The following is a 25,889-nucleotide window of genomic DNA, read 5'->3' as shown; positions in this document are numbered from 1 at the left end:
ATATAAAAGAGATTAAGGAAGTGGTTGGCCCGAAGGTCACGAGTCATAGAGTTTGACACCCTGCACAACCCGGTTATATGTCGGTTTATGAGCAGAGGGGTCGTCTACATTAATACCGCGTCGGACAGCCTGGAACATTCCGAATAGTTGAGCGAACAGTACGGCAAGATTGACCTGAAAATACTTTTCGATTCGCCATTTTGAATTCGGGTCATATGAGTAATATTGGACATTGGTTTGAGTGAAAAGCTGTTGGTGATTGGAGCCAACGACAATGGTTTTCGCACCCATTTCATGAAAAATACCTTCGTATTGCTTGATAACATCCACTTCATATCGTTGTGTCAGAGGGTCTTCCGACAAATAGAAACAAATGATGGAGGAAGAATCCACTGCGGAGATCGGGCCGTGACGGAAACTCATCGAGTCGTCATTCTTGGAGAGTAATTGTCCGGCGGTTAGTTCCTGAACCTTTAAAGCCGACTCGGTGGCTGCTCCAAGCAAATCTTTGTTGCCCAGGAAAAAAGCTCTTTCAATGACAGGGTCGGCCAGGTTGTAAATGGAGTCGGTGTGACTGTCTATAAAAAGCTCAGCAGCAGAAGCGATGCGATCTACAGTCTCCAGGAAACGGTCCATCTCATCGATGTGCGCGATACTCTGTCCGGCAACTACCATGGAGCTGAAAGAACTGGTCATTGCCAGTCCCTTGTCGTTGGAATCTTCGTGAAGAACGATCATGTAGACATTGCCGGAATGGGAGTGAGCAATTCTGGAAATTTCACCGTTTTGATTACATGTAATGATGATGTGTCGTACATTATCCGGATATTTGGATAAAACCAGGTTGAGTACCGCTTTGCTTTCCGGGCTGTTACCCGATCGTGCGAAATGTATGAGGATATAGTTGTGATTCCTTTCAAAGTAGTCGTCCGGGTTCGCGGTGATTCGCGGTGTGGCCCAATGAGATGCATTGGTTTGAAATTTCGAACGAAAAAGATCAACAAGAGACTGGCCAACGAAGTCAGAGGTGCCCGCGCCAGTGAAAACGATATGCGGTCGACAAGTGGTGCTGAAAAGGCCGGCATCAGTCAGAAAGGCTTTAATATTTGCTGATTGCTCTTTAATGAGATGAGCAGTGTGCCTCCACAGAAATGGTTGCTGAGCGATTTCAACTGGGGTGTGAACCAATCCCTTCTCAGGGTCAGGATTGTTGATAATCCTTGCAAGTTGATGCTGCTTATTGGCATACCGGTTCAGGTAATTCTTTGTAAGTAGAATAGAGTCTTTCATTTAAGATGCTGCTGTTAGTCGTTTATTTTATAGTAAATGAATCAGATTGGAGTCGATATTTCTCATGCTGATACCAGGGGAGAGCCTCATGATTGGCACTGAGAATAGCGTCAAAAAAAGCGGAGGCCGTTTGTGATAAATAAGATTCCATAGCCTGGGTATCAGGGAAATACCGGGTTATGTCTTTCCAGATTGCCCGGCCACAAAGAAATCCGCTGGCTCCGGCGTTGTTGCAGATCCTGATATTTTCAATAAATTCCTCCGGCTCAACACCGGCACTTAATATCACCCATGGAATGGTGGAAGCCATATTCACCTGGTGACAAAAGTCCTGTATTTCCGACAGATCGTGGATGATGTCACCACCGGCAAACGAAGCACTTTGATACTCTTTGACATATTTAAGGTTTCCCGGAAACTCCAGTTTCAATACATCGACACGGTATTCAGGACGGGAAAAAGTTCTTGCAGCATCGATCACCCACATCGCTTTTTGATGAGCGAATTCAGGGCGGGTAACGAGAGCATCGTCCAATGGATAACAAACCACTTCCAGTATAAATGGGATCGAGTGCCGCTCGCAGGCTTCCCCCATGGCTCGAACGATGCTGGTTTGATGTTCCAGAGTTGCATCCGAGGCATCTTTGTTGTACCAGATCAGTAACTTGACTCCATCGGCTCCAGCCGCTAATGCCTTTTGGACATCCCACTCCGGCAACAGACGTGTAAGCCTCTCGCGCTGATTTACTGTAGCGTATCCGGTTTGTTCCATCGAAAGTAATACGCCTGTTCCAGCAGGAATGAATTGCCAGGCAGAGGCATATCCGATACGGGGATCGATCAGCAATGCACTCGCCTTATATGCTAACCGGCTGGTTACTACCCTTTTTACCAGTTTCAGGCTGGCAACAGCAACCTTTTCCGGAGTCTCCTTTGTCTGTTCGGCAATCATTTTCCGCAGAGATTGCCGCTGATCAATGGCCAGCATGGAAAAACGTCCAGATGAATCGCTGAGCATGTTAAGCCTGCGTTTTTTTCCCAGATGTTCCATTTTTAATGGCTATTACATGGATGGAGTTTTAGTACCTGAAAGACAAAAAAGCTGACATCCCATTGTGAATGAGCGCCGTGTGAACGTTACACCTTTGTGACTGTAAGCAGTGGATTCGTTTTTTCTGCGAACTCCCGAAATCGGTCCATATCCTGGAAGGCTGTGGTTCCGCCTGCTCTGGTGATCGAAAAAGAAGCGGTGATCACACCGAAAGAGAGGCAAGCTTCTATGCTGTTTCCGTTTATGTATTTACTCAGGAATCCGGCATTGAAGCTGTCACCGGCACCTACTGCATCAACCCGTGTCACATCAACAGGAGCAACATGGTAGTGCTGGTATTTGTCTCTGGCAATAATTCCCCTGGCGCCACATGTTGCTACCACAGTACAGCCAAAAGAGGACAGAAACGCTATGGCATCCTCCAGATTCTGTTTCTTGCTGATCAGCCTGGCTTCATCGTCATTCGGCAGAAAAACATCTACATGCTTGAGGACCTCAAATAGTTCATCTCCCCATTTTTCATCGGGATCCCAATTGGTATCAAGGGAAGTAGTGAGTCCCATGGACTTTGCTTTTTGGAACATTTCAGCACACCCTGATTGCATGCCTTTTTGAAGGTAATACGAAGACATATGCAAATGACGCGACTGTGCCACTCGTTCCCATTTGATATCGGCAATGGTTTGTTCTTCCATCGCACCAGGATAAGTCACCATTCCGCGGTCATTTTGAAAGGTGTAGATGAAAGTAAGACCTGTTTGCTCAGTTTTTGAAATAGTAATGTCTGCTGTATCCAGCTTTCTGCTTTTCAGTATTTCCAGTATTTGTCTGCCAAAAAGATCATCGCCAACGCGGCCGGTGAATGCAATACTCATTCCCAGTGAAGCAGCGTTGGATGCGAAAATAGCTGAGGAACTGCCAAGGGTTGTCACCATTCTTTGAGCAATACGCTCTTTGCCTATAGCTGGAAGGTTGTTGACATGATCCATGATCAGATCCATATTCAACTCGCCAATAACCGTAATGTCGATCGGCGCCATCCGAGAGGTTGCTCTTGTTTGTAATTCGGATGACCCGGAAGTGGGATAAGAATCCATATGCTGGTTAGAATGAGGATATTTGTTTAGTATGAAAATGTACCACAATCAATAAATTTCGAAATTATTACGTAAGGCACACCCCTATTATAATACAAAAAATAAGAATTTGAAACCCCATTCGTAAATTATCGTAATATCCGAAAGATTTGCTCTTTCTGTTTCGCGATATCAGGGAAAATTTATACCTTTTGACTGTATTCTGGTTACGAAACCCAAAAGGGAAAGAAATGAACCACTGTTTGCCACAAAATGGTTCGTAAATGTAAAAAATGAGTACTGAATAATCACAAAAGTAGTATAGGAGCAGAAATATGGGAGCATATAGCGTAGCTGAACGCCGAAACAAGACGATAAAACTATTGAATGATGAAGGTCAGGTTTCAGTGACAAAATTGAGCAAAATGCTCGGTGTTTCAGAGGTAACCATCAGAAAAGACCTTTTGTTTTTGGAGGAGAAGAATTTTCTGGTTCGAACCCATGGCGGAGCCATGAAGAACGATTACCTGGTTCATGATCAGCATATCGAGGACAAAGGAAAGAAGTATGCTGATGAGAAACGAAGAATAGGAGAATGTGCCGCCAAAATGGTGGAGGATGGAGAATCTTTAATTCTGGATGCAGGAACGACAGTACTTCAGGTGGCAAGAAATCTGCAGAATAAACGAAACCTGACTGTCCTGACACCTGCGGTAAATATTGCACTGGAACTGATCAGAGTACCTGAAATTCAGATCATGGTGATGGGGGGGGTTCTTCGAAACACTTCTGCTGCAGTAATTGGCTCTTATGCCGAAACGATGGTCAGGGAGCATTTTTGCAGTAAGCTTTTTCTTGCGGCCGATGGGTTTGACCTTGTTACAGGTTTGACAACTACGAATGCACTTGAAGCAAATTTGAATCGATTGATGATCGAATCTGCGAACGAAACGATTGTTGTGATGGACTCATCTAAGTTTGGAAGCAGAGGCCTTAGCAGAATATGTGGTATGGATCAGATAGATGTAATTATTACTGATGAGGGTATATCCGAAAACATGAGAAAAACTTTGGAAGCGAATAATATTCAGGTAGTTATAGCATAAATCGAGACCCTGCACTTCTTTTCCCGGCGAACAAAAGCTTACGGAAAGTTACTAATTGTTGCTATTATGCCCTGCAATTGATATAATAAGCAACAAATCGTAACTCATAGGTTAGGTCTGCCGTTATAAACAGGCAGACTTATCAGATTATCCGGGAGTATTTATATGAAATCAAAAATGCATTCTAAGCTTTGGCTGCTCTTCGCCGGCGTCACAACAATTTTTTGGGGTATTTGGGGAGCGTTGATAGAAATACCCGAACTTGCTGGTTTTCCACCCACACTAAGTTATGTTGTCTGGTCTCTAACCATGATTCCGCCGGCGCTGGTTGCTCTTTGGCTAATTGGGTGGAAGCTTGATTTTCGTCTTAAACCGGCTCTTATGGGGCTTACGGTTGGGTTTACTGGTGCTGGTGGACAACTTGTGTTGTTTCATGCCGTATCTGAAGGCCCAGCATACCTTGTGTTTCCTTTTGTCTCGCTTTCTCCGGTTGTGACTATTCTGCTTTCTTTTATTCTGTTGCGAGAACGTGCGCGAATTTTAGGTTGGATTGGTATTGCTATTGCGCTGGTGGCCATCCCGCTGCTTTCCTACACACCCCCGGGAAATGCAATCGTCGACGGCTATGGCTGGGTTATTCTCGCTCTTTTTGTATTTCTGGCATGGGGCTTTCAGGCATATGTGATCAAGTTCGCCAATCAATCCATGAAAGCCGAGAATATCTTCTTCTATATGATGCTTACCGGCTTGTTGTTGGCACCTGTTGCTATATTCATGACCGATTTTAATCAACCCATAAACTGGGGATTTGCCGGTCCCGGAGCTGCCGCCTTGATTCAGGTTATGAATGCAATTGGGGCCCTGTTCCTGGTTTATGCATTCCGATATGGAAAGGCTATGGTTGTTTCACCCCTCTGTAATGCTGTTGCGCCCGTAATTACTGTGGTATTGTCTCTGGTTATTTATGCTGTCATACCCCATTTCATTACCATATTGGGAATGATTATGGCCATTATCGCCACTTTCTTTCTTTCTATGGAAGAAGATGATCCCGATCCGGTTGTACAGCAGCAGAAGAGCGAAGAACTGCTGGAACATGCGAGCGGAAACCAATAATTGTCAGGCTACTCCTCCCTCTTTTTTTTAATCATACAGGAATGTACGGCTGCTTGCTCAAGGCAAACCGTAATAGTATGATAAAATTTCAAGCCGCAAACTTACGATATCTTTTAAAATATTTCACTTTGTTGTTGATTGCTTGTTTTTTATTTGTTAATGTTTCGTATTGGCGTCATACTATACAAGATTAACAGCCAATCAATAGTGCCGATTGTATTGTTCACCTCAAATACTATAACCCACATGTTATGAGATTTACTAATGCTTCTAACCATTCGGCGGGTATTGCCAAAGCTGCAGCCTGTTTCATACTCATGTTGCTGTTGGGAGCCAGTGATATGTATGCCCAGACTACAGGACGGGTTACGGGAAGGGTCCTTGAAGAGGGTACCGGCGAACCGCTTACCGGCGTAAACATCCATTTACAGGGAACTACCATTGGGGCAGTAACAGACCTGGAGGGATACTATACCATTATAAACATTGCTCCTGATGAATACACCGTAGTGGCATCCATGATTGGATTTACCACACAACGGGTCGAGGAAGTACGTGTGCATATGAATCAGACAGAGCACATCGATTTCACTATGTCTATGTCTGCTTATGAAGGCGAAGAAGTCGTACTCACAGCCCAGAGACAGCGTGTGCAAATGGAACTCTCGCAGAGCCGGACACTGGTGGATGCCCGGGCAATCAGCGATTCTCCCGTCTCTAATCTTGAAGAGATGCTTTCAACGTTTCCGGGAATTTCTTTGACATCAGGTGCCGACGGAAGTGGTCTGGTGATTCGGGGTGGAAATATAAATGAAACCAATATATTTGTCGACGGCCTCTCGACAAGGGATATGCGAACCCAGCAGCCCAACACCACGCTCAACCTCACTGCGGTTAACGAACTTGAAGTCATGAGCGGTGGATTTACTGCCGATCATGGCGGCATCAGATCTGGCATGGTTACCATTGTTACCCGTGATGGCCGTCTTGATAAGTACGACCTGATTGTTGATTACCGGATTTCACCCCCGCAAAAAAAGCATTTTGGCCCTAGCCCGTATCATCTGGATGGCCCTTTCTGGCAAGTGTATGCCGGCCCTGATGCCATGACCGGTGTCACAAGAGAGATGGTTGACACCGGTGAATATCCGTTTACGTTTGTTGGCTGGAACGAAGTTTCAAGATCACGACTGGCCGACGGCAATCCGGAAACAGATGTGAACCCCCAGGAAGCACTGGAAATCTGGAAATGGCAGCACCGACATCGTGAGTATGCCAATAAACCGGACCATGTTCTGGATATGACGCTGACAGGCCCGGTCCCATTTCTTGGAAATACCACATTTATGGCTTCACAGCGTTACGATGACTTGCAGCTGGCATACCCTTTGAGCCGAAACAATTCCATCTCTTCATCCACGCTTTTTAAACTGACTTCCCACCTGGGTGGTGGAAAACGATTGAGTTGGAATCATGGCTATCTACTCAACAAAGGGGTCAGTGCTGGTCAGTATGGGTATAGTGTCGGTATGGTAAACGGAACCAGGCAAGGGACTTCCTTCGCAAGAAATGCATTGGAGGAGCATGGCCTTTGGCATGACGCAACGCTTAACCCCATCGAAACCCGTCATTACAGAACCGGACTGGAACTGAATCATGCCATTAGTTCTAACACTTTTTATCAGGTGTCGGTCGATTTCACAACGTATAGTACCAGGCAGGAACCGATTGGTGTCCGGAATACCGACTGCATTAAACAGATTGGAACCCGGTGCTACGATGAAGGCCCGTTCGGTTATGTTTCCAGCGACATAGGGAGAATCGGAGAACAGTACGATATACTGGATCAGTTTTTAATGTCAGGTGGAGGTCGCGGACGTGATAACTCAAATTACTGGACAATTGGAACAAGTTTTGATTATACGTCCCAAATCGATCGCAGAAATCAACTTAAATTCGGTTTTGCTATTGAATACGCTGATTACAGGGAGCGCCGGGAGGTAAACCACGGACTTTCCACACAGCCCTATGAGGAGGCTCCTCAAAACTGGACTCGTTTTGACGCCACACCTGTTAATGCATCGGCTTATATCACGAATCGTTTTGAACTTGGGGGGATGATCGCCAATGTCGGTGTTCGTGCTGATTATATGTGGTATGGAGATGAATCGTATAATCTGGATCCCGACTTCATCTTCAACAACCTTCCTTACAGTACGGGCAGTTTTCAGGATAATGAACTCTCATTTTCTCATCTGCAAACCGGGAATGTCGTTTCGAAACTTTATCTGAGTCCGCGTATCGGTGTATCTCATCCGATAACAACTACCAGCAAAGTGTTTTTTAACTACGGGCACTTTTATCAGCCTCCTGTGCTCGATCAGATATACCGGGTTCAGCCGCAAACCAGAGGAGCAATCATACCCAATATGGAAGCCGACTGGCCCCGTACCATTTCTTATGAGTTAGGGTTCGAGGTAGAGGTAGCACGTCGTTATCTGGCAACGTTCACCACCTATTACAAGGATGTCAGCAACCAGTTGAGCCTTCAGAATATCGTATCATGGGATGAGGAAAATAACGTCCAGACCCATGAAAATAACAGCTATGCAGATATTCGAGGTGTCGAGCTGAGGCTTCAGAAAGTGGAAGGAGAATGGTTCCGCGGTTGGGCGGCTTTTGAATATAGCGGAAGCTCTTCAGGTTTTACCGGGTTCCGTTATGTTTACGAAGACCCGCTCAGAGCCAGAGAACAAAGAGAAACAATTCAGGATGCACGATCCACACCTACACCATCAATTACGGCCAATCTGACTTTCAGTATTCCGCCCGATGTAGGCCCGACCGTGCTGGGGAATAAAATTCTGGGTGGATGGCGCCTCAACGTGAATCAAAGCTGGAGCGATGGTGGAGAATATCTGTTGAACCCTGAAGCACGCGTTGGTCAACGAAGGTATGTCGATGTTATTGATTACTGGAATACCGACGTGCAGCTGAGCAAGGATTTCAACATAACCGGCCAAACAGTCAGCTTCTATGCACAGGTAACAAATCTTACCAATTACAGAGGCTTTCCAAATCCCCGAAATATGACCCAGTATCGGGAATCACTTCGCTTTCCCTGGTATTCGGGTGAACGCCAGGGCAATGACAAATGGGGTGAATGGGACAAAGACCATATCGTGCTCGGCTATAACACCTGGGAACAGTTTATTAATCCGAGACACTTTTCCTTTGGCTTCAGAATACATCTATAAATGTTTGAATTTCATACAATTAAATGGTCAAATATGTATAAATCAAATTTCTTTCAAATGCCTGTTCGGTCGCTGTTGACGCTGGTGGCTTCCGTGTTAATGCTGCTTTTTATGATTTCGCAGACAGATGCACAGAGAAGAACACATACCCTTGGAAACTTCGAGTATACCGTAGCAGATGAGGATATGTATAACACCAGTAATCAGCCGGATTTTACATTTACAGGAACCTGGCCGAGAGATTATTACCGGTATGGTACCATTTCCTTCCACTGGAATCCTCATACAGTTGGCAGGTATGTAAATGCCGATGGTGAAGTAATACAGAATGAGATGATGGCGTGGCCGGCAGGGTTTCGCGAACCCCCCGAATATGGAGTAAAATCATTTTACCGGCAACGTCCGCCGGTTACCCTGCTGCAAAAATCGGATGGGTCGATCAGTGAAATTACACCACCCTTTAACGGAACCGTCGATCCGAATCTTCCATCTGATCAAATGATCGAATTGAAGTATAAAACAACACCCGGAATTGAAGTAACCAAGCGGTCCTATTCTTTTGCAAATGAACACCATGCCGATTACATCATCCAGCATAATCAGTATGTAGTGACATTCGATGCCGATGAGTATCCCGGGCCGGATGAAGATATGGATACTACACAGACATTACAGGATGTCTATTTCTCCATTGCTTACGGCTTTTCAAACATTGCCGGGACCAATATGAACCAAACCCGATGGTATAGTGAATCCGCCGGTGAATGGTCCGACTATATGAAAGTTCCGTCTTCGCTAGTGCCGGCTGGCCGCGACCTTCTCATCGGGTATCTATTTGACGGCCAACATCCGGATATCTCGGAATTTGAAGACGGTGGCCAGTTCTTCGATAACTTCGGCAATCCAAGACATGCTCTGGGTATCATGCCTACCACCCAGGCGATGCCAACGGCGGAGTTTACTTCCTCCACTTACCCGGGATATGCAACTCTCCATGTTGATACAGCTCCCAATGATCGGACTGATGACCGGTCTCAGCCAGCGACCGTCAGAACCAGCGGGCATATTACCAATATTTGGGATCGTACAATGGAAGGGTTTTCAACTTTCTGGGACTGGGCCAGTTCCGGTCTGAGAGAAGGAGCTGAACAAACAGTCGGCTGGCCAAACGATCCAAGTCGCCATCGGGGGAATATGATATATAAAGCCTACGGCCCGTATAATCTGCAAATGGGAGACACAATAAATATCGTGTATGCGGTTGGGGCCGGAGGTATTTCTCGTGAAGTTGCCGAACAAAAAGGTAAAGAGTGGCTGAACTGGTACCGTGGTGTCCAGGGAGCCGATTTCAATGATCAAAGGAAACGCGAACTCATCGAAACCGGAAGAGACTCACTCATTCAAACTCTTGAACGGGCACAATGGGCCTGGAATAATGGTCTGGATGTCTCTAATCCTCTAACTTCACCTGACCTGACTATCACCGAGGGACCAGGCTATATCGAACTGAATTGGACCGACCTCCTTGGCAGATACGGAAGCGCCGACTACTACAGGGTTTACAGAAAACGAGGGACGTTTCAAATGGATACCGAACAGGAGATCGAAGCAATTCTTCGACAGCGAAACGGTATGTACTGGCCCGATGGTGAGCGACGCAAGTGGGAAGTTATTGCAGAAGTTCCTGCCAATCAGAATTATTTTGTTGACCATGACGTCATTCGGGGCGAACCATACTATTATGGCGTAACTGTTGTCGATGACGGATCAACCAACACCGGTTTGATATCCGGCCCTCTGGAGAGCTCAAAATTTGCCAATCGCGGTCAGACACCGGCGATCCCCTTTGAGCCGGGAGAGGGCTCCACCGATAACATCCGGGTCGTACCCAACCCCTATTTTGCTTCAGCCGGAGATTTTAACTTTTCGGATGACTCCAATAATCTTTTGTTCGTCAATCTGCCCCCCTTTGCTACTTTGCGAATTTTTACAGCCAGAGGTGACCTGGTTAAAGTGATCCATCATACTAGTGGAAGTGGCGATGAAATCTGGGATCAGGTAACAGATTATAACCAGCTCGCGTCCAGCGGTGTCTATATCCTGCATGTTTCAGATGCCAGGGACGGCGATATGAACCCCCTCCCGGACGCAATTGTAAAATTCGTAATCGTGAGATAATTATGAAAAAAACAGATTTATCTACCAACATTATGAGCAAATTTAGCACGAGGGGATTTCGATTCGCCTACTCCCTGTTGTTCACCGTCTGTCTGATTGTTTCACAGATGACCCTTTCAACAGAATCAGCCGCACAGACAGCAAAAGTGGCTCAATCAGGTATGACCTGGCTCAACATGCCGGTTGGAGCCCGTGCCGCCGGTATGGGTAGTGCCCATGTTGCTGTTGCTAATGACGCCGGTTCATTTTTCTGGAACCCGGCCGGGTATGCTTTTACCGAAGGTACTTCCGTGTTTGCCAATAGAACTCAGTGGATTGCCGACATTAATGTGAGTTCCGGCGCTGTTTCTCATAACCTGGGTAATTGGGGGGTCGTCGGACTCAATATGACCAGCCTGGACTGGGGGACATTTCATGGTACTATCCGTTCTGACCACGCCGATCAGGGATATGAGGATACCGGAACCTTTTCGGTTAGCAGTCTTGCCGCCGGTGCCAGTTATGGTTTCCGGATATCCAATCAGTTTGGCGTTGGCTTGAATGTCAAATACCTCTATGAAAATCTAGGTTCAACCTATGTCGGCAATTTTGACAGCCCGGAAAGAGCAAGTGCCAAAATGCACCTGATCGCACTGGATTTTGGAACGATTTATTACATCGGATACAGAGACCTCAGACTCGGTGTCTCCATTCGTAACTTTTCCAACGAACAGGCTTACAGGGCAGATGAGTTCGCCCTGCCCATGACGTTCAGAATGGGCCTTGCCATGGATGTTCTGTCCATTTTTTCGGAGAATGAAAATCACACGCTTACGGTAGCATCAGATTTTATTCACTCCAGAGATTATACCGAGCGCCTCGATAGCGGCCTCGAGTATGGCTTTCGTAATCAATTCTTCCTGAGGGGTGGCTACAAAATAAATTATGATATCGAAAGCTTCTCATTAGGCGCCGGCGTAAATGTCGATGCCATGGGTGTGCGAACAAAAGTTGATTACGCCTACTTGCATATGGAATTCTTTGATAGTGTCCACATGCTTACCGTCAACTTTGATTTTTGATGATCATTAATAACGCACCAAGTATCCAAATCATAAGTGCCATGAAGCCAAACTCACCATTCAAAAGACAGGCCGTCTACGTATTGATTATTCCGATGTTGTTGTTGATGTCGTGTGACGGACCAGATATGCCTACCTATAACGGCAAGAATGATCCTTTTCCAGTGGACCAGGAGCCGCCACAGTTGCAACAGGTTGTGCCCGAAGCCGGTTTCCCGGGTGATCGTGTAACTATTACTGGCAGCGGGTTTCGGCCACACAAAGATGAGACAATCATAAATGTCGGGGAGGGAGTAGCCGATATTGAGGAAATATCGAATAGCGAAATTATTGCGTATGTACCTCAAAATGAAAGTGGTGTTACGCATGTGCGTGCCGCAGTATGGGGATCCGACCTGTGGAGCAATAATCTCACCTTCGAGTATCTTGCCGATTTTGCTGATCTTGAATTAACTATCTTCAGTCCGACAGGAATTGCCGTAGATAATTCAGGGAACCTGTTTATCGGTTCTGAAGATGACCAGGCGGTGTACCGTATTGATGGCCTTGACAGTGTCCAAACCGTCTATGCCAACCTCCCGGTAACCGGGCCGATGGAGTTTGGCCCCAATGGTCAACTCTTTGTAGTGACTGATGAGGGGCTCGCCGCTATCCCCGATGGTGGTGGAAGCCATTCCGTTATCGTACAAATGAATGCCCTGGCAGATTTCGACTGGAATGCCAATGGGGATATTTACCTGCTTCAGGGGAGTTCAATTAGCCGCTTTGCCGGCGGCCAATTGGAAGAAGGCTTGGGTAGAGTGAGCATGGCATCCAAAATGCGGGTGTTCGACGGACATATTTACGTAACCGAACTGTTTCGCTCTCGTGTTGTTCGCTTTGAAATTCAGGGTGGATCACTTGGTGATATGGAGATATTTGCAAATATCGGTACACCTCTGGCCGGACTTGACGTGGACGCTAACGGAAATGTCTATGCGTCGGCATACATCCGGGACTATGTCTACAAAATCCCCCCCAATTATGGGCAGGAAGGTGTGGAAACTGAGGAAATCCCAAATGAAACACAACGAACCATTCGGGCTACCTCTATTGATGATCAGGTGGTAGATATATACCTGCACAATACGGTAATGTATCTCGTGCAAAGCCTGGACTCACCTGGAGAGATCGGCCGCATATGGCGAATATTTATTGGTGAACCGGCAGCCCCTAAACCAGGACGTAATTGAAAACCACCTCTCTTAAAAATTACTTCATATGAAATCCATTGTAACCTTTTTTGTTCTGCTGTTTCTGTTATCCTCCTGCACTGCTGTTGGCAATACCCGATCTGATACGGAAAATCTGGACCTGGATGTTTTCTTCCCCCGGGGCTTTGGGATAACAGTCAATCAGGTTGGTTATATGCAGGGGTCGAACCTGGATCATGAAGACGGTCCCTGGCGTGCTGGTATCAGACGAAATTTTGATGTCCGTGACTACCGGCCAATAGCAGAAATCGGCAAGGAAGCCGGAGTCAGGCTGGTAAGCCTGTTTGCTCTCGCCGAAATGGATCGTCTTAATATTGTTGCTACACTTCCCCACGCAACCCAGGCGGGATATAATTTTGACAATCATCAGAATATTGGTCCGAAGCAGCTGGAAATCATGGATTTTGTCAAGAATAATGCGGCTCATATTGAAATGGGTGTTACCGGTATTGGACATGAATGGTGGGAAGACGGGAAAAAGGTTCGCTCAGAATGGTATGACGTCGAGAACAGTAGGCCGCGTGATGAAACAATGATGCGCCGCCACATGGATGTGATAAAAAACATTCTTTGGCAGTATGGTATTTCTGAAGAGAACGGCCACTCTTTTCCTGAGTCGTTCAGCGCCTATGGCTACTACTGGAACCCTTACGGAGATTACAGTACCGGAGGTTTGTTCCATGAGTACGGCGCTCGATACGGTAGTACCCGGTTTGGCGGTATCCAGGAGCTGAACCCTCCGGATATTAATCACGGTGGCATAGATCAGGGATCCTTGATCTTGCACAGGGGCGTTTTCGGGAATTTCTGGCATAATTACGCCGATTTGCCGAGCGAGGACATATCAGAGTATGAATCGGATATCATAGATGGGCATTGGGCCAACTTTCTGGCAACAGATGATTTTCTTCAGCCGGATGTGAACCAACAGTTTGTAGATCATTTTCGAAAGGTACAGCGATACCCTTATCGATATCTGGCAAAGAATACAGAGCAGCTTTATTCACAGTGGCTTTATAAAGAGTATACCCGTGTTGGTTTCAAGGGAACAGGCCTCGCCGGCATCGATAATACACATATGCCTGATGAAGTCTATGGCTATGACCTGCTCGGTAACATGGTCGTCAGTATCCCCCTCCAGAGCGGACAACATGTTTCTGAGGCCCGCCTGAACGGCAATCCGGTTCCTGCAATTTTTGAAGAGGAAGGCTATGGTTTTGTCTATCTGCCCATCCTGGACCAGCAAGAATACGAACTGAAATGGTCTGTAGGCACAAGTCCCATGCCCTACACAATTAATAATACCGGAACGTACAACGTGTACGGTTTTGATAGTGATGACCTTTTTTGGACAATTCGCATGTATGGTACCCAGGAGGTACGTTTTCGTGTACCTGATAACTACATTGCACGGTCAGATCACCCCCGAATGAAGATTCTGGATCAATTCTATGATACTGCCGTCAATGAGCTTGTCGTGACCATAAAGGCACATGACATCCAGGGAGAGACGGGAAAAATCCGATTGGAATCACGGTAACAGATACTCTAAATGAGTAATGCGGTCTTCTGTACGGAAAATCGCATTGCTCCTCTCTTCACATTGCCGACCATTTGGTTCGCAGAGTCAAAAAGGGAGTATGAATGCGTTTTGTCTCCTCCCGCTCACAGCATTTACTTATGAAACCTGAAGAATATGAAAAAGGCCTTCAGTTTGAACATACTCATAGTGACACTCGTCGTATCGGCAATGTTTGCAACGGTTGCAAATGCTCAAAACGCAGACGAAATCTACCTGAAGGATTATCGGCCACAGTCAATTTATAATACCCCTCAAACCTATATAGAGAAAGCCGCTTTTCCTGTTATTGACGTGCATTCTCACCCGTATGCGAATTCTCCGGATGAAGTGGCGCGCTGGACTCATATCATGGATGAACTGAATATCCGGAAGACGGTGATTCTGACGAATGCGATTCATGAAGAATTCGATTCTCTGTTCCATGTTTACAATGCTTACCCGGAACACTTTGAAGTGTGGTGCGGGTTAGATGTACGTGATTTTGACAGCCCGGATTATGCCGATCGAGCAATTGCAGAACTGGAACGTTGTCATTCCATGGGAGGTAAAGGAATCGGAGAATTGTCCGATAAAGGATGGGGTGTGCGAAGTGGCCCAATGACTGGAGATAATGACCACCTTCCTCATGTAAATGATCCGGCACTGCGACCGGTATTTCGAAGAGCAGCCGAACTGGGTATGCCCGTAAATATCCATGTAGCCGACCCTTTGTGGATGTATCAACCCATGGATGAAACCAACGACGGCCTCATGGTTGCCTGGAGGTGGAGGTTGGATAATCGTGAGAATATCATTGACCATTCCGGAATGATGGATGTTCTGGAAGATGCCGTTCGAAACAATCCGGAAACCATCTTTATCGCCTGCCATTATGCCAATCTTTCCTACGATTTAAATAGACTTGGCGAAATGCTTGATAACTATCCAAATCTGTATGCCGACATCTCTGCGAGATTCTCGGAAATCGCGAATATCCCACGCTTCGTGAAAAAGTTCTTTATTCAATACCAGGATCGTTTACTGTATGGGACAGATCTTGGCTACAATTCGGGAATGTATCGTACGACCTTTCGAATACTCGAGTCGGCAGATGAACATTTTTATGATCATGACGTCTTTCAGCGCCATTGGAGTCTGAATGGATTGAATCTTCCCGACGAAGTTTTAGAAAAAGTCTATTATAAAAACGCAAAAAAACTTTTCGAAAGGTTGCGGCAAGAATAGCTATGACCTGTAACCGCAGCTAATTGAATCAAATCGCCGCATGTGTGCTGCGAAAAAGAAACCACACGGGCATATCGAAACACAATAATAAAAAAACAAAATATTATTTTGCCCATTATCTTTCGTTTTATTACTTTATTTGCAGGATCGGGTGTTTGTTCGTTGGTTTCTCTCCCGAATTATTATAATAGCTTTCGGTTTGGCTATAATTACAACAATAAATGAAAATAGGTGATCATATGTTATCAAAAGCTACATCCTTGGCTGCCATGACGACATTGTTGGTATGCATGTTCAGTTTTACGGCAACCGCGCAAACAACCATTACGATTGATGGCGATCTGAGTGAATGGACGGATGACATGAGACTTGACGTGCCCCCCAACCGTCCCATTATTACCTGGGATGATGGAGCCGACGGCCGCGACAATTCTCCGGCAGATCCGGAAGATCTCGATTATTTGATTGATCTGAACTTTGCCGGTTTATACGCTACAGATGATGAAGACTGGCTGTACCTCCGTATCGATATGAATGAGCGTGCGGATGTTCGAAGAATTCTGACCGACACAGTACCGGACGGCATGTATGACGGTGGGGCTATTTCCATTCGCATCTCAACCGATCCGAATCCGATGGAGGATTTTCAGGACACGACCGGTATGACCTGGGGCTGGTATGAAAACGGTTATGATTTTGTTACTACAATTTGGCCGTTTGATGAGGATTATCAAGACAGCACCGGTTTTCAGGCACCCATTTCCGAGCATTCCCAGGAGGGCAACGGATATGCGTTTTCTATATATGAGCGCAATCCGGAACTCGGTATTAAGGTAGCCTGGAACGAAGACTACAACAAAGCTGAAATTGCAATTCCCAAATCGGTCATTCTTCAGCCGCAGCATCTTGCCGAAGAGTTTCACAACAGTCCGTTTGTTGCCTTTATGCTGGCATCTTCAGCGTTCAATCACCGGACGGGTGATCAGTGGTGGTCACAGGATATCGCTAATAATGATGGCCAAAAGGGGTACACATATACGTACGAAGCGGATTGGTCAGGTGAGGATCCATCAGGCGGAGAACCGACCAGTACCTTCAATGACGGTATAACCGAGGTCCCTGTATCATTAACACTCTACCAAAACTATCCAAACCCGTTTAACCCTTCAACACAAATTCGGTTTGCAGTTCCCGAAGCACAGAATGTTGTAGTCGATGTCTATGATATGCTGGGGCGCAAGGTTGAAACGCTGTTGAACCAACAGGTTAGCGCTGGTGCTCACTCCGTTACATTTGATGCTGCCGGATTCAGCTCAGGTATGTATCTCTATACCGTCACCGCAGGCAGCCAGGTGGCAACCGGAAAAATGATGCTGATCAAATAAATATCAGTACGTTGATGGTTCGGTGGTTTCCAGTCACATGTTTTCATAGCTCTTGGGTCTGGAAACCATTTTTCTAAAGGCACCTGTGGGAGTATGACTGCTGCAGGTGCCTTTATTGATTAATGTTATAATAAGCTCTATCCCCATTATGCTCGTACGTTTCGTTATTTATCTTGCTTCGATATTCACATGTTTTCTTTTTATGGTAGCATCAGCATCCGAAGCGGCTGCTCAGGAAAAATTCAGGGTGCAGTATGAACCAACAGACAAAATCTTCCTGAACCCCGAGAGAGGTTTTTACTTCTTTACCGATCATGGTCCGGATGGTTCGCTGTTATCAGCATCTGTCATCGAAAGCCAGAAAATGCAATATCGTTCTCTGGTGATGAGAAATTATACGCTTTCCGATTTTCGGGACAGCGATATCAGTGATCATTGGCTGGATCGCATGGACCGGGATTTTCAAACAATACGCGATTCGGGAATTAAAGCGGTTCTGAGGTTTCGTTATACCACCAGTATGGATGAACCGGATGCACCTCTTCATATGGTTGAACGCCATCTGGAGCAGTTGGCCCCGGTGCTTGAACGAAATGCAGATGTCATAGCGGTAATGGAGGCCGGATTTATCGGAGCCTGGGGAGAATGGCACGCCTCTTCGCACGGGTTGAATACGAATCAGAATATGACGAAAGTATTGCAGGCCATTCTGGAGGCACTGCCCGAACGGCGCATGGTCAATGTGCGAACCCCCGCTTACAAGGCAAACATTTTTGGAACATGGGATCCGGTTACGGAAGAAACGGCATATGATGGATCTGATTTTTCACGAACAGGACACCATAATGACGGTTTTCTGGCAAGTGCCAATGATTTGGGCACATACAGAAATGTAGAATTTGAGAAAAATTTCCTGAGCAGGGATACCCGATTTGTACCAATGGGCGGTGAAACAGGCGGAGGCGGCTCATCTGCAGTGAATGAATTTCGACAATGCGGTTTTGCCATCCCTGAAATGGATTACCTGAACTGGTCCTATCTGAACAGCGGATGGTATGGGCCAACTCTTGAGTTGTGGGAGGAACAAGGCTGTATGGACGAAGTTAAAAGACGGCTGGGGTATCGCTTTGTACTTCAGGAAGGAGTATACAGTGAAGAAGTAGCACCCGGACAGACTTTTTCATTTGATTTGACTCTGAAAAATGAAGGCTTTGCATCACCCTATAACCCCAGAGATGTTCGTCTGATTCTTCGAAATGCACTCAGACAGAATGAGGTATGGGAGATTTATCTTGACGAAGATCCGAGATTCTGGCATGGAGGTGAAGAAGTTTTCATGGAATATGAAATCGGCATTCCGGATAATATGCCGGAAGGCACGTATCAGTTGCTGCTGATGCTTCCTGATCCCGAACCCGAACTGCATCATCGCCCGGATTATGCAATTCGTCTGGCAAATGAAGGGGTTTGGGAACCACATTCTGGAATGAACGACCTGATGCATTTCGTGACGGTTGGCAACGGGATTCATGGTGAAGAGTATGATGGGAACTGGTGGTTTTCTGAATGGAGATCCAACAACGAGCCTACCTCATCCAGAGATATTCGCAGCGAAAAACCGGAAACGGTTTCCCTCGATCAAAACTATCCGAATCCGTTTAATTCGCGAACCAGGGTTCAATTCTCACTGCCTGAAACCATGAATGTACGGCTCGATATCTTTGACAGCCTTGGCCGCCATGTCGGAAATCTGGTCGATGGAGTAAAAGGCGCTGGTGTCCACTCCGTGTATTTTGATGCTGCCGAACTTCCATCGGGAATATATATAAGTCGTTTGTCAGCCGATAATGTGGTTGCAACCGGCAAAATGCTGCACCTTAAATAGGCAAGTGCCAAACCTTGTCATATACACCCATACAAACGTCCAACATGAAAAGAAATCACTTGTTTGTCCTGGTTTTTACCGTTGCTGCACTTGTCGGATGCTCCGAGACTGGTACTGTTGTTGAAACATCAAAACTGAAAATTGAAATTGACAGGCAAATGAATACGAAGATCAGTTCCAGGGCTGGTAACGTTTCGACAGTTCTGTCCGACTTTAGACCGACAGAATATGTAACCGCTAATGGGGTGGATGTAACAGATTTTCAAGTTCAGAACGTCCAGGAAGAAGTTATCCAGGACAATGTTGGGGAAGGATCCAGATTGACGATAACCGGCAAAAATGGCTCTCTGGAAAAGAGACTCAACATATCAACCTATCATGCGTTTCCATCTGTCGCGGTTTATGAAGTATCCTATATAAATGCAGGAGATTCTCCACTTGCCATTAGCCGGTGGGTCAATCATCACTACAAATTGAAGGATACTACTCCTGATACCTATGAATTTCCCTTCTGGAGTTATCAAAGTGAATCTACAAGTCGAAGAGAGGATTGGGTTTTACCTGTTACGAAAGGGTTCTTCCGGCAAAATTTTCAGGGAATGAATAACTCGGACTATGGTGGTGGAACTCCGGTTTTGAGTATATGGCGACCCGATGCCGGCCTGGCTGTTGGCCATCTTGAAATGGTACCCAAACTGGTTTCCATGCCGGTCTCAATGGAATCAGCAGATTATGTATCGTTTCACATGGTTCAGGAGATGGACAAAACGCTTCATGCAGGGGAAGAACTCACCACACATCAGACATTCGTCAGAGTTCAACAGGGAGATTATTTCGAATCGCTTGTTGAATACCGCAAAATTATGCAGAACAAAGGTATTACTTTTGTTGAACCGCATGAAAGTGCCTATGAACCACAGTGGTGTGCATGGGGATATGAGCGCGAATTCACGATGGACCAGGTCTATGGCGCATTACCAAAAGTCGACGAACTTCATTACCACTGGGCCGTGTTGGATGATGGCTGGCAAACCAATGTTGGCGACTGGGAACTGGATCCGGAAAAATATCCGCTTGGCGACGATGATATGATCGAATTTGTTCGCACAGTACATGAAACAGGCATCCGGTCAAAAATCTGGTGGGCACCGCTCGCCATGCACCCCACTTCGAATGTATATCACGATCAGAAGGACTGGCTTCTTCTGGATGAAAACCAGGAGCCTCACACCATCAGCTGGTGGGACTCATATTACATGTGCCCGGCTCATCAGCCGGTTATAGATTATCATGTTGATCTTGTAAAGACCATGATCGACACCTGGGGATATCACGGTATAAAAATTGACGGACAGCATTTAAATGCTGCTCCGGAATGTCATAATCCCGCTCATAACCACGCCAGACCGGAGGAATCATTTGAGGCAATGGGATTACTCTTCCGAAATATTTTTAATGAGGCCACTAAATATGTGGATGATGCCCTCATAGAAATTTGCCCATGCGGCACATCCTACGCATTTCATATTCTCCCGTATATGACACAAGCCGTAGCCTCCGATCCAACCAGCTCCTGGCAAGTTCGCCACAAAGGTAAAACGCTAAAGGCATTAATGGGCCGTAGCGCCCCCTATTTTGGCGATCATGTGGAATTGAGCCGTGCCGGCAGGGATTTTGCTTCTCAGGTGGGTATTGGTGCCGTTATCGGAACCAAGTTCACCTGGCCGGTAGGAACCGGACCCGATCCCGAAACCGATCTTGATTCAGAACGGGAGGCTTATTGGGCCAAGTGGTCCGGTATATATCAGGAAAAGCAACTTGCCAAAGGAGTTTATCTGGGTGAATTGTACGATATCGGGTTTGATCGCCCGGAAACCCATGCCATCGAAAAAGACGGAAGGATGTACTATGGGATGTATGCCGACCAGAATCCTGGACGACATGACGATGAAGTAGGTTCTTTCGAAGGGCAGGTTGTTCTCCGCGGACTTCGGGAGAACATCACATATACCATTTATGATTATGAAAATGGCGTTGAGTACGGAACCGTAACGGGCCCGGATGCAACCATGCAGGTATCGTTTACCAATCATCTGCTACTAGAGGCTATACCACAGTAATGGATGCCGGATTTTGCGGATTTTTAAAATAATCTCATTTGAAACAATTGATTAGTTATGACACAGAGCAGAAAAGATTTCCTGAAATATGCCGGCCTGGCCGGTGTGGCACTTACAAGCGCATGCACAACAGCAGCCGGTTCCATCGTTAACGCCGGTAAACCCCAAAAGAGCCTGGCAATTGACCGTAAATGGAAGGGGTATACCCAACAGTTTAATATGGCCGGATACGCGGCACCTGCACTCGACAAGGTTCGTATAGGTGTTATCGGAACAGGAAGCCGGGGTCGCTCTAATACCGGCAGGTTTGCCCGGATTGAAGGGGCCGAAATTATTGCGCTATGCGACCTGAAAAAAGACGCAGTCACCAAAACAGTCGCGGAACTTGCCGATATAAACCGAACTATCTCACCCGATACCTACTACGGCAGGGAGGACATCTGGAAGGAGTTGTGCATGAGGGATGACCTGGACCTTATCATCATTAATACGCCTTGGCAACAACATGCGGCGCAAGCCATTTTTGCCATGGAGCAGGGAAAGCATGTGGCAACCGAAATACCGGCGGCGCAAACCCTTGGAGAGTGCTGGAAACTGGTGGAGACTTCCGAAAGAACCAGAATGCATTGCCTGCAGATGACCAATGTCTGCTATGGTTTTTTTGAAATGGTAACTCTTAATATGGCACGGGCCGGATTCTTCGGTGATATCATTCACGGGGAAGGGGCTTACATCCATCAACTGATGGACTACAATTTTTCGACGAACCAGTATCAGAATATGTGGCGGTTACGGGAGAATGCTACGAGAAACGGTAACCTCTATCCGCATCATGGCCTTGGTACCGTTGCTCAAATCATGGATATCAACCATGGAGATATGATGGATTTTATGGTTTCGGTTTCCGGTGATGATTTCATGATGAAGAAAAAAGCCCGGGAACTGGCGAAAGACGAGCCGGCATTCGCACCGTTCACCGACAAGTCGTTTCGCGGCAATATGAATGTGACAATTATTAAAACGAAGAAAGGGCGCACCATTACACTTCAGCACGACGTCACTTCGCCCCGGCCTTATACCCGAAACCATTTTGTGAGCGGCACAAAAGCGGCAGCCAGGGCATATCCGAAACCTCAAATTGGCGATGACTACAACTCGGGATGGTTCTCTGAGAGTCGGTTTAATGAAGTCCAGGAGAAATTCACGCCGGAAATAACCAAACGGGTTGGCGAAATGGCCAGAAGAGTTGGAGGTCATGGCGGAATGGATACAATTTTGGCCTGGAGGTTGATTGACTGCCTTCGAAACGGAATCCCCCTGGACATGAATGTGTATGACGCCGCTCTCTGGAGTGCTGTTATTCCAATGAGTGAATGGTCGGTGGCCAACAATGGCGTGCCGGTCGATTTCCCGGATTTTACAGCAGGAAGCTGGAAGAATAACAGCCAGGGAATGGATATTCAGCTTGAACAGGGTGGAACAACGGCGTTTCTCTAACCTGGAAGCGGCACAGGTACCAAAATGTCAGGCGCCTGACGGTAAGTATCCTCCGATTTATCACTGACAGAAACATGCTTTTTGCATAGTCTTAATTAACAGATCAATAACAATGAAAAACAGCCGAAGAGATTTTATTAAGAAAAGCGGATTTGCCGGTCTTGGACTGGCCGGTTTTGGACTCACGGGATCTTCAGCGATTGCGGATCCCGGCAGCCGCTCTCCTCACCATTATCAGCAGCGGTTCAATATGCGTGGATATGCCGCACCCGCACTCGATGTCGTTCGCATTGGAGTCATTGGCCTTGGAAACCGGGGATCCGGAACAGTGCGCAGGCTTGCCAGTCTTGAAGGGGTTGAAATTCGAGCCCTGTGTGACTTGCGTCCCGATCGTGTGGATGCTGCAGCTCAAAGCATTTCAAGCTACCATAAACCGGACAAATACTCCAACGGACCGGATGACTGGAAACGAATGGTAGAGCGGGACGATCTGGATGTTATAGCTATTGTCACCGACTGGGAGCCTCATGCCGAGCAAGCCATTTTTTCCATGGAACATGGCAAGCATGTCTATATCGAGCTTCCCGCCGCACAGAATATGGACCAAATCTGGCAAATGGTGGAAACTTCGGAACGGACCAGAAGGCATTGTATGCAGGTTTCAAGGTCATGTCACCGGAATGATACCGGATATATCCTGAAAATGGCCCGCGAAGGTCTTTTTGGAGAACTTATCCATGCAGAAGGCCATTACATCCACGATCTGCTGATGTCGCATATTTTGAATAAAGAGATGTTTTATAATATGTGGCGCCTGCGCGAGAACCAGGGGCGTCAAGGCAATCTCTATCCGGGTCACGGCTTTGTACCAATCATTCAAATGATGGACATTAACTGTGGAGATAAACTGGATTATCTGGTTTCGGTATCCAGCAACGATTTCATTATGGAGGATCGGATCAAAGAACTGGCTGCCGAAGATGACTTTTTTAAAGAGTTCACCGGTAAAGAGGCTAAAGGGAACATCAATACCACCATTATCCGAACACAGAAGGGTAGAACGATCATGTTGCAGCATGATGTGACCACCCCGCGACCCGGCGCCCGGTTCACCCTTCTAAGTGGCACTGAGGGTACGTTTGCAGTTGGCCCAAACCGATTTGCAGCAAGTCATGACGGATGGGTGCCACAGGAGGAACTTGATGCGCTTATCGAGTCCTATACCCCGAAACTTACACGCCGTTTTAACGAGTTGCGCAGAGAAGGCCAAAGAGATCCAGATGCTCGCGGTTATGCCCAGGTCGATCCGCTCGACTGGAGATTTGTAGATTGCCTCAGAAATGGTCTGCCATTGGAAATGGATGTCTATGATGCTGCTGTTTCCACGTCCATTGTCCCGTTGACCGAGTGGTCGGTAGCAAACCGGTCTAATCCGGTGATGATACCCGATTTCACGCGAGGCGCATGGAAAACGAATAAGCGTGGAATGGACATTGACCTCAAGAAGGGGGGTAATACCAGAATTCTGTAATTATCCTTGCATCCTGTAGTATCTGTTTGCTGTACGGAGTTCTCCGGGTTTGTGTTCCCGGGGGATTCCGTTGCTTTTGCCCGGTACCGGCTTATCACTTCAGTGTGATTCCGGTTCCGGCTAATCCCTGCCCCGACTATCATTTCTCTTTGAAACCAATGAACCATCATGAAAAATATTTTTTTTAGCCGCCTTGCACTTTTGCTGTCATCAGGATTGCTGCTGCTTTTAATTGGCTGTGGCGACACTTACTATGACATGAACGACTTTCGGTCCGTTGACAAGATTGATGCTCATGTGCATATCAATGTGGATGACTCACCTATGATAATCCAGGCAAGGGAAGATAATATCCGCCTGGTTACCGTGAATGTCGGATCCGATGAAATCTCTATTTACGATCAAAAAGAAGTGGCACTCCGAATTCGCGAGAATCACAGCGACCGGGTTGACTTTTTATCCGCGCTACCGCTGGATCATTGGGATAACAGGGATGCCTGGGTTCAAAACGCCATGAAACATGTCCGGGAGTCCAGAGAAAACGGTGCTGTCGGCATCAAAGTCTGGAAAGTGATCGGAATGGAGCTCAGGGATGAAGATGGATCCTTTGTCCAGATTGATGATCCACGATTTTATCCGATCTTCGAATATATGACCGAACACCAAATGCCTTTGATGGGTCACATCGGAGAACCCAAAAACTGCTGGCTGCCCCTGGAGGAAATGACTGTGAATAACGACCGGGATTATTTTGAAAATCACCCGGAGTTTCACATGTATTTGCACGATGATTACCCTTCTTATGAAGAGATTATCGAAGCTCGTAATAACTTTCTAGGCAAATTCCCGGACCTGCCTTTCTTCGGAGCTCATCTGGGCAGTATGGAGTGGAGCATAGATATGATGGCGGAACACCTGGACAAATACCCCAATATGGTGATGGGTATGGCACACCGTGTCCCCCATTTGCAATATCTCGCACAACAGGACCGGGACAAGCTCCGGGATTTCTTTATCACCTACCAGGATCGGCTGCTCTACTCCACCGATCTCATGCATTATGTCAATGACGACCCGGAAGCTGTCCGGGAGCTTTCTTATACCACCTGGAGAGATGACTGGGAGTTTTTTGTAACGGATAACTCCATGGAAGTATGGCAGGTTGATGGCACATTTCGGGGTTTGAAACTTCCCAAATCAGTGATTGATAAAATTTTCAGGGAAAATGCGATTGCGTTTTTTGGTCTCTGATTTTTACATGTAGTCAAGGAATATCA

17 protein-coding genes are annotated in these 25,889 nt (G+C 46.6%); 14 read left to right on the top strand and 3 right to left on the bottom strand.

Going from position 1 to position 25,889, the window contains the following annotated elements; genetic code table 11:
* Positions 1 to 36: 36 nt before the first annotated feature.
* The 3 genes from QA596_02340 to QA596_02330 all read right to left on the bottom strand — a co-directional run bounded on the left by QA596_02340 (position 37) and on the right by QA596_02330 (position 3,381).
* A complete protein-coding gene (locus tag QA596_02340; GenBank protein ID MDG5766289.1) occupies positions 37 to 1,290 on the bottom strand; it encodes an SIS domain-containing protein in 1,254 nt (417 codons plus the stop codon).
* 22 nt (positions 1,291 to 1,312) lie between these two features.
* Positions 1,313 to 2,341: a tagatose 1,6-diphosphate aldolase gene (locus QA596_02335; GenBank protein MDG5766288.1), complete on the bottom strand. Its 1,029-nt coding sequence runs from the start codon at positions 2,339 to 2,341 to the stop codon at positions 1,313 to 1,315.
* 86 nt (positions 2,342 to 2,427) lie between these two features.
* Positions 2,428 to 3,381 carry a carbohydrate kinase family protein gene (locus QA596_02330; protein ID MDG5766287.1) on the bottom strand — a complete coding sequence of 318 codons (954 nt, stop codon included), beginning with the start codon at positions 3,379 to 3,381 and terminating at the stop codon, positions 2,428 to 2,430.
* 371 nt (positions 3,382 to 3,752) lie between these two features.
* On the opposite strand from QA596_02330, the gene agaR reads away from it, so the two are divergent.
* The 14 genes from agaR to QA596_02260 all read left to right on the top strand — a co-directional run bounded on the left by agaR (position 3,753) and on the right by QA596_02260 (position 25,863).
* The gene (gene agaR, locus QA596_02325) at positions 3,753 to 4,523 is read left to right on the top strand and encodes a transcriptional repressor AgaR (protein MDG5766286.1); all 771 of its coding nucleotides are present in this window, start codon (positions 3,753 to 3,755) and stop codon (positions 4,521 to 4,523) included.
* Positions 4,524 to 4,688: 165 nt separating this feature from the next.
* Positions 4,689 to 5,639 (top strand): DMT family transporter, encoded by a 951-nt coding sequence (locus tag QA596_02320; protein ID MDG5766285.1) that lies wholly within the window; start codon positions 4,689 to 4,691, stop codon positions 5,637 to 5,639.
* A 251-nt stretch (positions 5,640 to 5,890) separates the two neighbouring features.
* A complete protein-coding gene (locus QA596_02315; protein MDG5766284.1) occupies positions 5,891 to 8,896 on the top strand; it encodes a TonB-dependent receptor in 3,006 nt (1,001 codons plus the stop codon).
* A gap of 111 nt (positions 8,897 to 9,007) precedes the next feature.
* Positions 9,008 to 11,074, top strand: a complete 2,067-nt coding sequence (locus tag QA596_02310) for a hypothetical protein (protein MDG5766283.1) — start codon at positions 9,008 to 9,010, stop codon at positions 11,072 to 11,074.
* 32 nt (positions 11,075 to 11,106) lie between these two features.
* Positions 11,107 to 12,135, top strand: a complete 1,029-nt coding sequence (locus QA596_02305) for a PorV/PorQ family protein (protein ID MDG5766282.1) — start codon at positions 11,107 to 11,109, stop codon at positions 12,133 to 12,135.
* A gap of 41 nt (positions 12,136 to 12,176) precedes the next feature.
* A complete protein-coding gene (locus QA596_02300; protein ID MDG5766281.1) occupies positions 12,177 to 13,367 on the top strand; it encodes an IPT/TIG domain-containing protein in 1,191 nt (396 codons plus the stop codon).
* 28 nt (positions 13,368 to 13,395) lie between these two features.
* Entirely contained in the window at positions 13,396 to 14,928 is a 1,533-nt protein-coding gene (locus QA596_02295) for a hypothetical protein (protein ID MDG5766280.1), read from the top strand.
* Between the two features lie 156 nt (positions 14,929 to 15,084).
* Positions 15,085 to 16,194, top strand: coding sequence for an amidohydrolase family protein (locus QA596_02290; protein MDG5766279.1), 1,110 nt, complete (start codon positions 15,085 to 15,087; stop codon positions 16,192 to 16,194).
* Between the two features lie 269 nt (positions 16,195 to 16,463).
* Positions 16,464 to 17,579: a T9SS type A sorting domain-containing protein gene (locus QA596_02285; protein MDG5766278.1), complete on the top strand. Its 1,116-nt coding sequence runs from the start codon at positions 16,464 to 16,466 to the stop codon at positions 17,577 to 17,579.
* Between the two features lie 202 nt (positions 17,580 to 17,781).
* Complete coding sequence (locus tag QA596_02280) at positions 17,782 to 19,464, top strand: DUF4832 domain-containing protein (GenBank protein ID MDG5766277.1); 1,683 nt, start codon at positions 17,782 to 17,784, stop codon at positions 19,462 to 19,464.
* 14 nt (positions 19,465 to 19,478) lie between these two features.
* Entirely contained in the window at positions 19,479 to 21,584 is a 2,106-nt protein-coding gene (locus tag QA596_02275; GenBank protein MDG5766276.1) for an alpha-galactosidase, read from the top strand.
* A gap of 57 nt (positions 21,585 to 21,641) precedes the next feature.
* Positions 21,642 to 23,081 (top strand): Gfo/Idh/MocA family oxidoreductase, encoded by a 1,440-nt coding sequence (locus QA596_02270; GenBank protein MDG5766275.1) that lies wholly within the window; start codon positions 21,642 to 21,644, stop codon positions 23,079 to 23,081.
* A gap of 112 nt (positions 23,082 to 23,193) precedes the next feature.
* Complete coding sequence (locus QA596_02265; protein ID MDG5766274.1) at positions 23,194 to 24,612, top strand: Gfo/Idh/MocA family oxidoreductase; 1,419 nt, start codon at positions 23,194 to 23,196, stop codon at positions 24,610 to 24,612.
* A 168-nt stretch (positions 24,613 to 24,780) separates the two neighbouring features.
* Positions 24,781 to 25,863 (top strand): amidohydrolase family protein, encoded by a 1,083-nt coding sequence (locus tag QA596_02260; GenBank protein MDG5766273.1) that lies wholly within the window; start codon positions 24,781 to 24,783, stop codon positions 25,861 to 25,863.
* The last annotated feature ends 26 nt before the right edge of the window (positions 25,864 to 25,889 follow it).

The sequence above is a fragment of the Balneolales bacterium ANBcel1 genome (genome assembly GCA_029688905.1).
Taxonomy (GTDB): domain Bacteria; phylum Bacteroidota; class Rhodothermia; order Balneolales; family Natronogracilivirgulaceae; genus SLLW01.
Note: the sequence above shows the minus strand (reverse complement) of the source record. Positions and strands in the feature narration are given on the sequence as shown.

Coding starts and splice junctions, on each gene's coding strand:
- QA596_02340 (MDG5766289.1), bottom strand. CDS start 1,290: ATGAAAGACTCTATTCTACTTACAAAGAATTACCTGAACCGGTATGCC.
- QA596_02335 (MDG5766288.1), bottom strand. CDS start 2,341: ATGGAACATCTGGGAAAAAAACGCAGGCTTAACATGCTCAGCGATTCA.
- QA596_02330 (MDG5766287.1), bottom strand. CDS start 3,381: ATGGCGCCGATCGACATTACGGTTATTGGCGAGTTGAATATGGATCTG.
- agaR (MDG5766286.1), top strand. CDS start 3,753: ATGGGAGCATATAGCGTAGCTGAACGCCGAAACAAGACGATAAAACTA.
- QA596_02320 (MDG5766285.1), top strand. CDS start 4,689: ATGAAATCAAAAATGCATTCTAAGCTTTGGCTGCTCTTCGCCGGCGTC.
- QA596_02315 (MDG5766284.1), top strand. CDS start 5,891: ATGAGATTTACTAATGCTTCTAACCATTCGGCGGGTATTGCCAAAGCT.
- QA596_02310 (MDG5766283.1), top strand. CDS start 9,008: ATGATTTCGCAGACAGATGCACAGAGAAGAACACATACCCTTGGAAAC.
- QA596_02305 (MDG5766282.1), top strand. CDS start 11,107: ATGAGCAAATTTAGCACGAGGGGATTTCGATTCGCCTACTCCCTGTTG.
- QA596_02300 (MDG5766281.1), top strand. CDS start 12,177: ATGAAGCCAAACTCACCATTCAAAAGACAGGCCGTCTACGTATTGATT.
- QA596_02295 (MDG5766280.1), top strand. CDS start 13,396: ATGAAATCCATTGTAACCTTTTTTGTTCTGCTGTTTCTGTTATCCTCC.
- QA596_02290 (MDG5766279.1), top strand. CDS start 15,085: ATGAAAAAGGCCTTCAGTTTGAACATACTCATAGTGACACTCGTCGTA.
- QA596_02285 (MDG5766278.1), top strand. CDS start 16,464: ATGACGACATTGTTGGTATGCATGTTCAGTTTTACGGCAACCGCGCAA.
- QA596_02280 (MDG5766277.1), top strand. CDS start 17,782: ATGGTAGCATCAGCATCCGAAGCGGCTGCTCAGGAAAAATTCAGGGTG.
- QA596_02270 (MDG5766275.1), top strand. CDS start 21,642: ATGACACAGAGCAGAAAAGATTTCCTGAAATATGCCGGCCTGGCCGGT.
- QA596_02265 (MDG5766274.1), top strand. CDS start 23,194: ATGAAAAACAGCCGAAGAGATTTTATTAAGAAAAGCGGATTTGCCGGT.
- QA596_02260 (MDG5766273.1), top strand. CDS start 24,781: ATGAAAAATATTTTTTTTAGCCGCCTTGCACTTTTGCTGTCATCAGGA.